The organism is Polycyclovorans algicola TG408 (assembly GCF_000711245.1).
GTDB classification, from domain to species: Bacteria; Pseudomonadota; Gammaproteobacteria; order Nevskiales; family Nevskiaceae; genus Polycyclovorans; species Polycyclovorans algicola.
Genome location: NZ_JOMH01000001.1, coordinates 1,314,182 through 1,328,676, shown reverse-complemented (window position 1 = coordinate 1,328,676; position 14,495 = coordinate 1,314,182). Strand labels below are relative to the sequence as shown.

Sequence of the window (14,495 nt, the reverse complement as noted above, 5' to 3'; positions counted from 1 at the left end):
CCATCATGCTGACCGGCATCCGGCAATCCGTGGTCAAATCAAACGCATGAGCATTCGACCTAAGACCCGTGTGCAAGCGGGCTGTATCGCGGCGCTGCTGATCGTCGTGCCCTTCCAACCGGCCGCGGCTGCGGTATTCGGTGAGGACGATCGGCGCAAGCTCACCACCGATCACCCGCTCTACCCCATCAGGGAGGCACTTGGACAAATCACCTGCCGACACCCCGAAACCGGGAAAAAACTCTTTGGCACCGCCGCCATCATCGACACCGGCTTGGCGCCCAACGGGCAAGAAACGCTGATCACGGCGGCCCATGTCGTCATGGACCCGGCCAGCGGCCAGGCGCTGGATCGTTGCCGATTCAAGCAGCACGGCCGGCGCTGGGGCAGCGATCCCGTGGTGGGGGTTCGCCACGGAAGCTTCACCGGCACGCCGCAAACCAACCCCGAAGACTGGGCGCTGGTCATCATCGATCCCGCCAAACCTGCCGACTTGCGCCTTCGCGTCTGGCCCGCCGCGTCAGCGGCGTCGGATGAAGTCGCCCTGCTGGCGTACCGCGGCGACCGCGAGGGCCTTTGGGTCAGTGGTAACTGCTTTGCACGCCCACCGAGGCGCAGCGAAGCGCTCTATACCCGCGGGGTTTGGCTGAGCGACTGTGACGCCACACCGGGCAGCTCGGGCGCCCCGCTGATGGTGCGCGATGGCGATGACTGGTTCTGGGGTGGTCTTTACCGTGGCCATCTGTTCGAGGCTGCCCGGCACGAGGAAATACCCGACTGGCAAGCGACATTCTCCGGGCAGAAGCGGATGAACGTGATTGTGCGGATACCCCTCGAATCGACGGCAGAGCGCAGCGCCAGCCGGCGCGCGGGCCCATAAAGCCGACCCACCCTTCAGCTGATCAGCGTGTCTGAGGCTGCGCAAATGCCGTAGAGAGGGTTTGGATCAGCTCATCATCGACCTGACCGGCCAACTCGTGCAAGACAACAAACGCGCGAGCGGTCTCATACCGAATTTCCAACGACTCAAGGGCAACGTCTCGCGCCAAGCCCTTGGCCACCACCACGTCAAGCAACGACTGCACGCCAGCCTCGTACCCCTTGGCAGCGGCGTCTGCTGACGCCCGAGCTGCGCGGTCAACTGACACCATTGCCCGCTCCTCATCGACTGCTGAGAGAAAGCCGTCGTACGCCTCGCGCACCGACTGCTCCAGTTCCAGTTCAACCGCGACCAACTCCTCACGAGCCTGGAGCAAGAATGCCTCCGCTTGGCGCACGCCCGCGCGGCCGCTGCCGGCCGCGAATATCGGAACCGACACCTGTATTCCGAGCGAGCCGGTTTCAAAGCGCTGGTCCACGGTATTGACCGTGTCTGAATCATTGATTGAGAAGCTGGCCAGTGCGTCGACTCGAGGCAGGTTCGCGCCCTTGGCGCTCAGTAGGGCCGCCTCTGCCTGGGCGATTTTTGCTTCGCCAGCCAAACGACGGGTCGAAGAAAGCTGCGCAACACGCTTCCACCCTTCAATCGAGCCACGCGACAAATGCAGCCGTCCGCCAGCGTCGGCAACCTCGTCAAACACCCTCTGGTCGATGCCACCGACCAACGAAGCAAGCCTGGACGCCGCCGTGCGCCGCTGGTTTTCGGCGGCGCGGGCCTGAACGCCTGCGCGACGTTGCCGCGCAGTCAGGTCAAGCACCTCGACGCGCGTCGCGTCGCCGTATTCAAGACGCCGCTCGGCAGACCGCAGCAAGTCCTTCAAATCATCGGCACTGCCCTTCAGCACCTCGGCACGCTTGGTAGCGAACACTAGGTTGAGGTAGGCATCGACAACACGGATCACCATCTGAGAGAACTCGTCGGTGAAGGTCACCTCGGCTTCGTCGATCAGCGCCAGAGCTTCGTCATAGCGAGCGCGCGTCTCTGGTGCATAGATCGGCTGACGCAGTTGTACGGTTGCCGACGCGGCATTGTAGAAACGCTGATCCTCGATGCGCTGATCGCCCTGCTGTACCTCGCGATCCTGTCGATTCCGCGACCGGGAGCCGCTGGCCTGCATCGCCGGCAACATCGAGGCTCGACCGATGGTTTCGTACTCGCGGGTGCCCTCCAGACCGGCCTGCGCAGCGCGATAGCTGGGGTCGTGCTGCTGTGCCAATGCGACCAGCCCGGCCAGTGTCGGGGCCTCTGAAGGCAACGGTGGCGCTTTGATCTCGGCCGCATCGGCCAGCGCAGCACGCGCCGACTCAGACAAACGCAAATCATTGTCGAGTTTCAATCGCTGAAGCGTGGACGAGGCGGTCGACGCGTGCCCGGGCGTCAGATGCAGGGTGCCGACAATCCCGCTGGTCAGCGAAAGCACCAATGCCATCGCGCAGCGGGTCGGCGCACGAACCCATTCACGCAACAACAACGCGGAAAGCATCGATGGTCGCTTGACCCTCATCGTTCGGTCAGTGCCGTGCGCGCACGATCGCTAAGGGGCTTGAACAGATAGGTCATCATGCTGCGCTCGCCAGTTTTTACGAATACGTTGACCGGCATCCCCGGCTTGATCTGCTCGCCGGCCAACTGTTTCGCCCCCTCTTCAGTAGTGCGAACCAATGCCTTGTAGTAGGGGTTGCCGGTGCGCTCATCTGTCAGTCGGTCGGCCGACACACGCACCACCTCGCCCTGAACCACGGGCGTTCGGTTCTGGTTAAGTGCCGAGAAAACCAGGTCGACCGGCAGGCCGACTTTCACCTGATCAATGAGATGCACCTCAATCTGCGCCTCCACCTCCAGGGGCTCACCCTCCGGAACGATCTGCATCAAAGCATCTCCGGGACGGATCACCCCGCCAACGGTGTTCACTGTCAAGTCGACCACCGTGCCGCCGACCGGCGCCCTGATTTCAGCGTGCGAAAGCTCGAACTCGCTGGCGACCAATCGGTTCCGGTTGATCTCGGCGTCTTGCTGCACTTCCGCAAACTGATCTTGCAGTTCGCGCATCAGCTCGTCCCGGCGACGGGCCAGCAGCGTCTTCCCCTCGGCGATTTGGCTCAGTAAGCGGCCCAGTTGGCCGGCCTCCTGAGCAATCGCAGTCTCAATCTGCGCCACCGACCGCTCGAGGTCGAGCATGCGGCTGCGCGCCAAGTCACCCGAAGCGACCAATGGCCTGACACTCTGCAACTGAGACGCAGCAACCGAGAGCTCCCGCTCCCTCGCGGCGACCGACCGTCGCGAGGCCTGAGCCTGCACTTCCAACCCTTCGATCTGCTCTTGGAGCGCTTGTAACTCGGCCCGAGTGACTTCGCGGCGTGATTTGAACAGGGCCGTCTGAATGCGCATGGCCTCGATTGTCGAAACGTTGGCCAGTGCGGTAAGACTCGCCGGGTACGCGACGCCATCTGCCGCTGTCATTTCAGCGGTCAGGCGCGCCTTCAATGCCTCGGCACTGACCCACTGTGTCAGCGCTGCATCGTAAGCGGACCTGATTGCGGTGGCGTCCATTTTCAACAAAAGTCTGCCCGCCTCAACAACCTCGCCTTCCTCGACCAAAATCTCGCCGATGATGCCGCCAGAGGGATGCTGCACCTCTTTACGCTGGCCATCGACGATGACCACGCCGCTCGCCGGAACCCCTTCGTCCAGGGGTGCCAGAAACGCCCAAAGGAGAAACCCGAAGAAGCCAACGATGACAAACAGCCAACCGAGGCGACTTGACTTTTTAAAACTCGGCCGTTGGTCTGATTCGACCGGCGCGCTTTTGGATTCAATCGTGTGCATTCGGCGCTCTAAAGGTCGGTGTTGATTGACAGCTGGCCGGATCCATCCGGACCCTGGCCACGTGACCCGTCGCCTGCCGGCCTCTTCAGCGCGCCCAGCTCGGTCATCACCTTTTCGGTCGGGCCGTGCATCTGCAGATGCCCATCCTTGATCACCGCAAGATGTGTCGTCACCCTGAGCACCGAGGGATGATGGGTAATGACCACAACTGTCCTGTTGAGTTGCGCCAACTGACGCAACGCCAAAGCCAACGCACTTTGCCCCGCTTCATCGAGGTTCGAGTTGGGCTCATCCAACACCAGAAGCTTGGGCAGGTCGTACACAGCCCTGGCCAACGCGACCCGCTGCCGCTGCCCGCCTGAGAGCCCGGCGCCGCCCTCGCCCACGACGGTGTCATAACCTTTAGGCAGTTGCAGAATCATCTCATGGACCCCTGCGAGCCGCGATGCCGCCACGACCTTATTGGCATTCAACTCGCCGAATCGGGAGATGTTCTCGCTGATGGATCCGGCAAACAGTTCGATGTCCTGCGGCAAGTAACCGAGAAATGGTCCGAGCGCCCGTTTGTCCCACTGGGCTACGTCAGCGCCATCGAGTCGTACGGTTCCTCCCATCGGGCGCCAGATGCCAATTAACGCGCGGGCCAAGGTTGATTTGCCACTTCCTGATGGCCCGATCACTCCCAGAATCTGTCCCGGTGATATCGACAGATTTATGCCCTTGAGCACGGGGTTTCGCGAACCCGGCGGCGCAACGTACGCCTGCTCGACGCGGATGTGGCCTTCGGGTTCGGGTAGCGGCATCCCACTGTCAATCTCGGGATGCGCGTTGAACAAATCTCGCAGTCGCTGATATGAAATCTGCACCGCACCGAACTGCCGCCAAACGCCGATCAACGCATCGACGGGCGCCAGAGCACGCCCCATCAGGATTGATGCCGCAATCATCATCCCAGGCGTGATGTCGCCATATATCGCCAGCAAGGCACCGTAGCCGAGGATGCCGCTTTGAAGCCCGAGCCGAACAGACTTGGAGCTCGACTGAACGGCGGCAGATTTCTCGTTCGCATCCCGCTGAGCGGCCAGCCATCGGTCGTGCGTCCCGACCCAGCGCTTCTGCAATGATCGGAGCATCCCCATTGACTCGATCACCTCGGCATTGCGCAGCCCCGTCGTGGTGGTGAGGCTCGACTGCGCAGCGTGTTGACCGGCTTCACGCATGGGCGTGCGGGTAATCGCTGCATTCAATACCGCCAGCGCAACGAGAATCAGCGCGCCGACGGCGGAAAACAGGCCGAGCCGCCAATCGAAGTGAAAAATGATGGCCAGGTAAATTGGAAACCACGGCGCATCCAGAAACGCGAAGAAGCCCTGCCCGGCCGCGAACTGACGCACGATGGTGAAATCGGTCAAGGCCTGCCCTGCGTTGCCGCCGCCACCCTCTGCCAGGTTCTTTTGATAAGCCGCCTCATAAACCCTGGGGCTAAGCTTCGCGTCGAGCGCGTCGCCGACCCGAGACATCACCAGCCCGCGACTCCAGTCCACCAGCGCCATGAGCACGTACAAACCCACCGCGAGCAAGGTGATCATCACCAACGTCGTTTCGTTTCGGCTGGCCAGCACCCGGTCGTAGACCTGGAGCATGTAGATCGCCGGAACTAACATCAGCAGATTCAGAACCACGGAGAACGCCGCCAAGGTCCAGGCCGCTGACCGAAACGGCTTTAACGCATCGACAAACTCCGTTGGCATTGAGTTGTCGTTGGAGCTTTGCTTCAAGGAATACCTCTCTCGGAATCAGCCGGCCTGCCGGGTTTGCCAGACGCGGCCTGGGACAGCCAAGCCAACGCGCGCTCACGTGGTCTGTTTGCAAGCACCGTCAGGGTTGTGAACGAAGCCTCAGTGACCCTGATCAGCCGGTTTGGTGCCGGCCAATTCACTCTTCAAGGCCTTCGCGTAGCTGAGACGTGCGGTTTGCGCGATTGCCAACTGCGCCTGGAGCCGGGCGATTTCTTGGTCAGTAAAACGCAGATTCTGGACCTGTGCCTTCGCCGCGTCACTCAGCGCGTCAACCGCATAGTCTTGTCCATCAATCTTGATCGTATTTGCCGCCATGACGTCTCTCGCTCTCTAAAAGCGCGGGAGTATAACGTGTCACCCAATGGGTCGGGCCTATTGCAGACGTCCCCAATCAATGTGGGCAAGCCCTCCAAAGTCGATCTCCGCGACAGCGGGGCTATTGCGTAGAGACGCAGCAAGCACGCCATCCTGCAGATTGCTCATCGAGCTCACCTGGGCAAACGCCAGGGCCAAAGCGCCAGCGCGATGCAGTTGAACCAACTGAGCTTCGGGCAGCGCGCCGAGTTTCTGGGTATCAATCACCTGCAACCCCGAGATGGCGGACTTTGATTCGCCCTCGCCAAAGATCAGGTGCTGGGTGGTCCACAGCCCGGCCTGACTCAGCAGACCGACGACATGCTGAGCGCGCATCATGTCCTGCTGCACGCGCGTGAGCACATCTCTCACCCGCTCCATTGTGGGCGCGGGCTCACCATTGGGCAGAAACAGTGGCTCGCCACCGGCTGCGGCCCAATGCGGCGCATTCGGGTCTATCTGCACCTGAAATTCTTCATCGCCCAGGTTGGCGAGGCGAAACGGGTAGTGACGCAGCAAGGCCGGCACATAGCGCCCCAGCCAATGTCCGGTGTCGTTGATGTAACAGCATTGGTCGAGATCTAGCCCCGCCAGCAGGTAGATCTGCTCCCGGTCCGCAGGCTTCACAAGGGTCCCCTCACGTGCCACGCGGGTGCACTCCGAGGCCGCAAGCGGCACCAACATCTCGGTGCGCAGCGGCAAAAAGGACTGGTCCGGCGTTAACCGCAGGTCGGCGTGTTGCTGGGGCCGTAGAGGCACAAATTGCATGTTCTAAAAATTCCGTTCAAGAGTTTTTGTGACGAATCGGAGGGTGCTGGACAACCCGCAGCATTGCATTTGATTTTCCACCGATAGTTTCTCGGACACCGACAAGTCGCTTTCAATGTTAGCGCGGCCGTGCGTTCAGGGCGTCGGTCTCAATCATTCAATATGGCACCAATCGCGATTTGTGCCGTTTGGTCACGGAAACGAATCCGTCGCGTTGACTCGGTGCCAGGGCATTGTCCACAAAAAAGGCCACCTCCGGAGAGGTGGCCCATCAATCTACAACCGAACTGCTACGACTTATGAAGCAAAAACGAAGTTTTCGGAAATCCCGAGGTCGTCTTCAATCACACCAAGCAACACGATCTCCCAAGTCGGGTTGGTACCCTGAGCTTCAGACGTAATCGTCGTGTCGGTGCCGTCATCAACGACCGTCAGCGCCGCGAAGTCGGTGATGCCCAACGCGCTCACGTCCAGAATCGTGAAGTTGTCGGAGGACGCACCTGCAGCGATTGGCACCGCGCCACCGGCGACGAAGTTGTCGATCGTCCATGTCGCCGTTGGCGTGCCCGCCACCACGTTGTTCGCCGGCGCACCGGTGAATTCAAAGATGGTGTTGAAGTCAACCGCGTTGAAGTCAGGGGCTGGATTGGTCAACGTTGCGGTCATGTCGTAGAGACTCTGAACGGTCACCCGCACATCGTCGTTGGCACGCACCACATCGCCGGGGGCCGCACCCACGGTGGGATCCTGCTGCACGGCATTTTCCAGCGTGAAGGTCACGTTGCCGTTGAAGCCGCTCAGATCAATCGAGTTCAGCGACGCCGGCAGCAGGTCGGTAAAGACCAGGTTGTCAACATTCGTGCTGCCTGCAACGGCAGAACCGCCGGTCAGGTTGATGTTCTGCAGCGTGTTGTCAACCAGCAGCACTTCGTTGGCTGCCGCAGCGGTAACCAGGTTGGCACCCAGCGCTGGCTGCGACGTGTAGTTGACGCCAGCGAGGTTGCCGACAAAAGCGATGTCACCGCCGTCCACTTCCACCACCGCATTGTCGCCAACAAACGGAATGTTGTAGTTGACCGTTGCACCCGTCAGCTCATCAGCCGGACGTGCGATGTCGGCATTGATGGTTTCAACGCCACTGACGTCGAACAGTGCCAGGGCGCCAAAGTTGGCCGCGTCCAGCACATCCAATGCGTTGATGTTGAGCGTGCCGTTGCCTTCCAGCGTGATGGTCTGGCCGGCGTTACCGATGATCTGGCTGTCGTCGCCGGTTGCATCACCGAGGGTGACCGTGTCGTTGTTGCGCAGGCCCACCAGTTCGAACGTGTTACCACCACCACCAACGTTGCCGATGATGTAGTTGCTGACGTCCGAGGTGTTCAGCGCGTCATAACGCCCGCCATCAAATGCAAGCGGCCCGTTGACGTTGGTGTCGGTATCGATACGGTTGGTGTTGACGACGCCGCTGGCCAGCCAACCGAACTGGATGCTTTCGAGGCCTGAAACGGTGGTGTCAAGGTCAGCACCGACGCCATAAAGCGCCAACTGGTCATTCATGCTCGCGGTGGTGCCGATCAACACATCGTCGTCGCTGTTGTTCAGCACGCCGTTGGCGTTGACGGCGAGGGTCAGACGGCCACCCAGATCAGAAGCATCAATCGTGGTGTCGAGTGACCCCGAAACGCCGGGCGTGGCGCCAAGGGCGGTCACGTTGATGCCCATCGCCTGCGTACCGATCAGGGTCAGGTCAGCGGTGCGGATGGCGTTGAAGTCGCTGACGCGGTTCAGCGTGTCACGCACACCGGCCGATTCGAGCACTACGCTGTCTGCGCCGCTGGTGTTGGCGGGATTTTCGTCGGTGACCGAGAGCTGGTTGATGGTCAATACGCCGTCGAAACGAGCGGTGTTCTCGATCTTGACTTCAAGCACCGTGTCGCCCGGCAGTTCACGAACGCCCGCAATGTTGATGACCCCAAACGACTGGTTCATGTTGTTGTTGTTCGGGCCGACGGTGAAGTTCTTGCCCGACACCGTCAGTTCGGTGTCAATCAACATGCGCTCGATGGTGGTGTTGGTCGCCGCACCGTTGGTGGCAATCACGATGCTCGACAGACCGGCGCCGTCCATGTTGCCGGTAACGATGTTCTGCGTCGTGCCGGTGTTTCCAGCCACAACCAGTCGATCAACGTTCAGGAATTCGCCGAACGCCTGGCTGGCGCCGGTGGAAGCGACGGTCACGGTGTCGTCGGTGGTGGTGGTCACTTCAACAATGTTGAAGCCTTCGCCGCCATCAATGCTGGTGCTGCTCTTGGTGGTGTTACCCGCGAGGTTGAAGCGGTCATCGCCCGCGCCGCCGACAATCGACAGTGCGAAGTCGGAATCACGTGCAATCTGCTCGTTGAGCACCAATGTGAAGTTGGTGTCGTTGTCGCCGAACAGGTATTCAAATTCGACGGTATCTTCGGCATCAGCCAAATACTTGTCGAAAATGTTGTTGGTCAGGCTTGCGCCGAGCTTGAGTTCGCCGGTAAACGCGGTGGCGTCAAACAGGCGAACGTCGGTCAGGCCGGTGGGCGAGAGCCGGTTGTCGGTCGTGGTCGGAACGCGCTGCTGGTTGTTCAACCCCGCGTTGGATTCGGTGCCCGTACCGATGTTGAGGTAGTTGGAATCGCTCAGCGCGCTTTCAACATAAACCTCTTCGAGCACATTGTTGGTGGAGTCGAGCGACTGCAACCAGCTGCTGCGCTGCACGGTGACGTCGAAGACTTCAACGCCGCCACGGGTGGACATGCTGCCCACGATCATGCTGCCGCCTTCGCTGCTACGACCGACGTTGTCCAGAACGATGTTGGTTTCGATCAACTGTTCGTTGATGACCGGTGCGCCTACTGCGGCATTCTGCGTCACGGACGTGTTGCCGAAGCCGAGAATGATTGAGTTGACACCCGCGTCTTCAAAGGTGCCGGCGTCGGCATCAGTCAGCGTGATACGCGGCTGGCCAGCAACCGGCGCTGCGGTCACATTGTCAAGACCCTGAGCGATCAGTTCGGCGTTGACGGCATCAGCCAGCTCAACGTAGGTGTTCGCGGCTTCAATCTCTGGCGAGGACAGCGTGAACGCCGTGCCGTCGAGAATGAAGCGCAACTGGAACACGCTGATGTTGGCAAGCTCGGCGGGCAGGTCGTTGTCTTCAAACACCGTATAGGTCAGCGTCGAATCAACGGCTTCGTCGATGCCGAGCAGCGCTTCCGGGCTGAAAAACGCCTGGAAGTCAGTCGCCAGAATCGGGTTGCCGGGGTTGTTACCGCCGGTGCCCTGTGACGGGTCGCTGTTGCGGAAACCAAAGGTGGTGTCGGCAGAGTTCGAGCGCACATCTTCAAGCACGATGGTGTTGCGGCTGTCGGTGGACCACCACTGCTCGACGCCATTCATGTTTTCAGCGTCGATCGTGGCGAGGCCAACGTTGTTGCCGTTGACCACTTCAAGCACCGGGAACTGATGGCGCAGATAGACTTCTTGAATGTTTTCGGTGCTGGCCGAGATGGCCGGCCCGATCGGGATAGTACCGCTCACCGACGCAGTGATGTCAGCTTCCAGAATGTTGCGGCCCGCGCCGCCGTCCAGCGAATCACCCGACTCAAATGAGTTGGTGACCGCACCGAGCTGATTTTGCACAATCGGCGCAGTGAACACGTCGTCGCCATCGGTGCCGACCAGCGAATCCTGACCCGTGGTCAGCTCGAGATCATCCGACGGCCCCGGACCCGGATCGACCGAACCGTCGCCCAAAGTGCCGTCAGCGCCGACAACCGCACCGGGACCTTCAGCGTCGAACAGGTCTGCGAATTCGGAAGCGGTCATCGTCTCGCCAGCGGCGAGATTTTCGTTACTGCCACCCAAGACCACGGAGAATGCTGCGCCAGCGCCGCCCGAGGTGTAGGTGATGGTTGAGCCGTTAACGGTCAACTGAACGGCAGAACCGCCCGAGGCGACCTGCACGTCTTCAAGGGTCAGACCGGCCGGCAGGACGATGACCCCGCCGTCAAAATCTTCGACCGTAATGTCGCCGTCAACCGTGCTTTCGACCAAGTAACGGTCAGAGGCGCCGGAAACGTCGATAAAGGTATCGATCTGGCCGTCGAGGATTTCACGATCGTTAATCGTGGTGAGTAGTTTGGTTACCATTTTTTCAAGCTCCCGGAATTTAGGCTGAAGTGATGTCGAAGAAGTTGGCGAAGAGGTCGTCGCCTGCACCCGCCTGCTGATCAAAGCCTTGATCAACGCGGAGCGTCAGGCTAACCGCATCGCCCGTGGCGTTGAAGAAGTTCAGCGTGGTGGTGTCGGCAAACGGATTGGTGGTCGGCTGGACCAGTTCGAAGAACTCGCCAATATCGAGATCATCGGTGCCGACGAACTGCAGCGTGTCGCCGTCGTCCAAGTTCAAATTTTCGATGACGATGGTCTGACCAGCGCCAGCAGCGGTCGGGCGATCATCACCACCAACAGCGACTGTGCTGAAGTCGATCACGAAGGTGTCTTGCTCACCGTCGACGCCAGTGAGCGTACCGCCGTCTTCGAGATCGCCACCGGGAGCAACTTCATCGGTGATGTTCGTCGCTTCGGCAGGCTCGGTCGGATCAGTCGGATCAGTCGGATCAGTCGGGTCAGTCGGGTCGGTTGGGTCGGTTGGGTCGGTTGGTTCAGTCGGGTCGGTTGGTTCAGTCGGATCGGTGGGGTCGGTCGGCGTAACGCCGCCATCAACCACTTCGATCTCATCGTCGTCGTCAGACGCAACGACAATCGCGCTCGCGCCCACAACCACAGCGCCACCGATCAGCGCCCAGGCGGGTACGCCGCCGGCTGCCTGATCACTGGCGGAAGCAAGTGTTGCCAGATCCAAAGCGCCGTCGGCATCAGCCATGTGTGAGGTTTCGGCTACTTCGCCAAGGGCGAGCGCCTCGATTGCAGGCGCTTCGGCCTCCCCTTCATTCTGCCGCTTTGCTTCGTCGACGAGCAGGCTTGCTTGTAGGGCCTGCATCGCAGCGTCTAGGGATCATCTGAAAAACCCATGCTGAGACGGGCTGCCAAGCGTGCGGTGACGAAAGTCGTACCGGAGGATCGAGATTCGAGGCTTCGCATTGCCCGTTTTGGCTTCGAATCGCTGCATAACCTCGGTTTTGGCGCTCATCAGGCGCACCTATCCCGCAACCATCAGTCGTCGCCTCACCATCCACAGGTTGGAAAGGGCAAACAGGGTTTGCAATTGGGCAGTGTTCTTGGCCAATCCCCGGTAGCGAACCTTGGTGTAGCCAAACTGGCGCTTGATCACCCGGAAAGGATGTTCGACCTTGGCGCGAATGCGCGCCTTGGTTTTTTCAATTTCGCTGATCAGTTTGCCCATCGGTGTGTCGGGCAATGCCCGGCGCTTGCCGGGGCGCATCGCGACCTGCCACTCAACGGTGTGGTGCTTGAGTTCTTCGCGCTTGTCGATGCCCTGGTAGCCCGCGTCGGTGTGCACATGCTCTTCATCTCCATGCAGCAGCTCGTCGACCGGCGTCAGGTCATGGACGTTGGCAGCAGTACCCGCAACGGCGTGCACCAGCCCGGAGTCAGCATCCACACCGATGTGGGCTTTCATACCAAAGAACCACTGATTCCCTTTCTTCGTTTGGTGCATTTCCGGATCGCGCTCGCCGCTGCTGTTCTTGGTCGAACTGGGGGCGTGGATCAGGGTGGCGTCAATGGCGGTACCGGCTTTGAGCATCAGCCCCCGTGTGCGCAGCAGTTCATTGATCAGTTGCAGCATGGCGGGGGCCAGCTTGTGCTGTTCGAGCAAATGCCGGAAGCGCAGGATGGTGCTCTCGTCGGGTAGACGATCGGCTCCGGGATCAATACCAATGAACTCGCGATACAGCGGCACATCGTGAAGGGATTCTTCCATGGCGGGATCGGAGTGCCCGAACCACTGTTGCAGGAAGTGAATTCGCAGCATCAGCTCGCAGGGAAACGGTGGGCGACCCGTCGAGGCTTTACCCCAGTAGTGGGGCTCAATCAGCGCTACCAGCTCGCGCCAGGGCACCACCTGGTCCATCTCTTCAAGAAACACCCGCTTGCGCGTGCGTTTAGAGGACACTTCAAACCCAGACGCAAGGCTCAACTGCTTCATCAGATTCAGGCGCTCAACAGGTCATCGACGAGACGTGAATTGTCCCATGAGGAGGGGTTTTGCAGATGATCCCTAGGCGACTATCTACTTCCTTTGCCATGAACAATCTCCAAAATAATTAAATTACCGACCACTTGTCGGCCGTACCGCTGCTCTTGCGAGTCAAAGTCGTTGCCTTACTGCATTTGATCTCACGCTGCGTGCGCGAGCCCCAACTGGCGCGAAACCTATCACCCCTCACAAGCCCACAACAAGCCCCTAAACGGACTTATTGAGAAAAAGTCTACCACGCACCTTTTGTCATTTGTGCGACTGAGTAACGCCATCGCGCCTACGATTGCCCTCACCCAACCACGATCTGGCTCAATCGAGCCCTTAACTTGCCACACAACCTTAACGTAATACATGACGTTTTTGGGTGCAAGCTGCTGTCATCGCTCGGTTAATGCGTTGTCTCTCACACGCCTGATTGGTTTAAGCAAGTACTGTGCCACAGTTCGCCGGCCCGTGATGATCTCGACGGTGGCTGTCATGCCAGGAATGATCTCGATTTTTTCCCCGGATTGAGGCCGATTGGTTTGCGCATCCGGTTCAATCTGCACATGCACGCGATATGCGGGATCTTCTTGCTGCCCACCCGACTCCTGATCTTCGAGCGTGTCTGGGCTTATATAGACAACTTCGCCCTTGAAACCGCCGTAAATCGCGTAGTCGTAGGCATCAAGTTTGACGTTGGCCTTGAGACCCCGTCGCACAAACGCGACGTCTCGCGGCGGTACGCGCGCCTCGACGACAAGTGGTTCATCACTTGGCACGATTTGCAACAACTCTTCGCCAGGGCGTAGAACCGCGCCAATGGTGGTGAAACGCACGTTATTGACAACGCCGCTCATTGGTGCGTAGAGCTTGGTCGCCTCCAGCGCTTCCTGGCGCTGGGCCAGGACCTGCAAAGATTGCTGCAACTCGCCGCGCGCGCGCGAAAGCTCAGCCTGGGCCTCCTGGTAGTAGGTGTTGCGGCGATTGGTCATGGCCGCCTGCATCTCGGTGACTTGTCTTTGGGAGCGCAACACCTCGGTCGACGAGGCGTCGCCGGTAGCAGCAAGTCGCTTCAAGGCTTCAAGCTCTTGGGTCGCAAGCTCAAGCGTCTCCTCGATGGCAGATAGCTCCTGATCTAAAGCTTGGCGTCGACGCTCGTAAAGTCGGGCCTCGCTGCGCGTGATGAGAGGGTGGCGCCTGAGCTCGGCGTCGAACTTCAGGGGCTGGTCGCTAATTTCGGCTTCAAGTCGCTGCATGACCGCCTTGAGGCTGAGGGTCTTGGCAACGATTTCGTCGGCACTTGCGCGGGTGCGCGTTGGATCAAGTACGGCAAGGAGCTCCCCGCCCTTGACAATGTCACCCTCTCTGACGTTTAGGTCCGTAAGCACCCCGCCGTCGACCGATTGCACAATTTGTGATCGCGACGACACGATAACCTTCGCTGGCGTGCGAATGCGCTCGTCAATCTCGGCCCAACTGGCCCAAGCCCCGCCGACAATGAACAGCAAGAGCACCCAGAACCCGGCGCGCCCTTCAGGACCGAGCTTGATTGGCTCGATACGGGCGAATAGCCGGTCTCGCAATTGAGGAGTTCGCGTAGACATCG

The 14,495-nt window shown here is 60.0% G+C and carries 10 protein-coding genes; 1 reads left to right on the top strand and 9 read right to left on the bottom strand.

Features of this window, described 5'->3' with window-relative positions; translation table 11 throughout:
- The first annotated feature begins 46 nt into the window (after positions 1–46).
- Positions 47–880: a trypsin-like serine peptidase gene (locus U741_RS0106360; RefSeq protein WP_084154703.1), complete on the top strand. Its 834-nt coding sequence runs from the start codon at positions 47–49 to the stop codon at positions 878–880.
- A 22-nt stretch (positions 881–902) separates the two neighbouring features.
- Here the strand turns inward: U741_RS0106360 and U741_RS0106355 are convergent, their stop codons facing one another.
- The 9 genes from U741_RS0106355 to U741_RS0106315 form a co-directional block, all read right to left on the bottom strand.
- Complete coding sequence (locus tag U741_RS0106355; protein WP_029889646.1) at positions 903–2,423, bottom strand: TolC family protein; 1,521 nt, start codon at positions 2,421–2,423, stop codon at positions 903–905.
- 17 nt (positions 2,424–2,440) lie between these two features.
- The gene (locus tag U741_RS0106350) at positions 2,441–3,766 is read right to left on the bottom strand and encodes an HlyD family type I secretion periplasmic adaptor subunit (RefSeq protein WP_029889645.1); all 1,326 of its coding nucleotides are present in this window, start codon (positions 3,764–3,766) and stop codon (positions 2,441–2,443) included.
- Between the two features lie 8 nt (positions 3,767–3,774).
- Positions 3,775–5,544, bottom strand: a complete 1,770-nt coding sequence (locus U741_RS0106345) for a type I secretion system permease/ATPase (protein ID WP_152551512.1) — start codon at positions 5,542–5,544, stop codon at positions 3,775–3,777.
- A 120-nt stretch (positions 5,545–5,664) separates the two neighbouring features.
- Positions 5,665–5,880, bottom strand: a complete 216-nt coding sequence (locus U741_RS0106340; protein ID WP_029889643.1) for a DUF6447 family protein — start codon at positions 5,878–5,880, stop codon at positions 5,665–5,667.
- A 57-nt stretch (positions 5,881–5,937) separates the two neighbouring features.
- Positions 5,938–6,687: a SapC family protein gene (locus U741_RS0106335; protein ID WP_029889642.1), complete on the bottom strand. Its 750-nt coding sequence runs from the start codon at positions 6,685–6,687 to the stop codon at positions 5,938–5,940.
- A gap of 297 nt (positions 6,688–6,984) precedes the next feature.
- Complete coding sequence (locus tag U741_RS0106330; RefSeq protein ID WP_029889641.1) at positions 6,985–10,872, bottom strand: beta strand repeat-containing protein; 3,888 nt, start codon at positions 10,870–10,872, stop codon at positions 6,985–6,987.
- Between the two features lie 19 nt (positions 10,873–10,891).
- Positions 10,892–11,725 (bottom strand): hypothetical protein, encoded by an 834-nt coding sequence (locus tag U741_RS19510; RefSeq protein ID WP_029889640.1) that lies wholly within the window; start codon positions 11,723–11,725, stop codon positions 10,892–10,894.
- A 159-nt stretch (positions 11,726–11,884) separates the two neighbouring features.
- A complete protein-coding gene (locus tag U741_RS0106320) occupies positions 11,885–12,853 on the bottom strand; it encodes an IS5 family transposase (RefSeq protein WP_029889639.1) in 969 nt (322 codons plus the stop codon).
- Between the two features lie 431 nt (positions 12,854–13,284).
- A complete protein-coding gene (locus U741_RS0106315; protein ID WP_052378556.1) occupies positions 13,285–14,493 on the bottom strand; it encodes a beta-barrel domain-containing protein in 1,209 nt (402 codons plus the stop codon).
- Between the last annotated feature and the right edge of the window lie 2 nt (positions 14,494–14,495).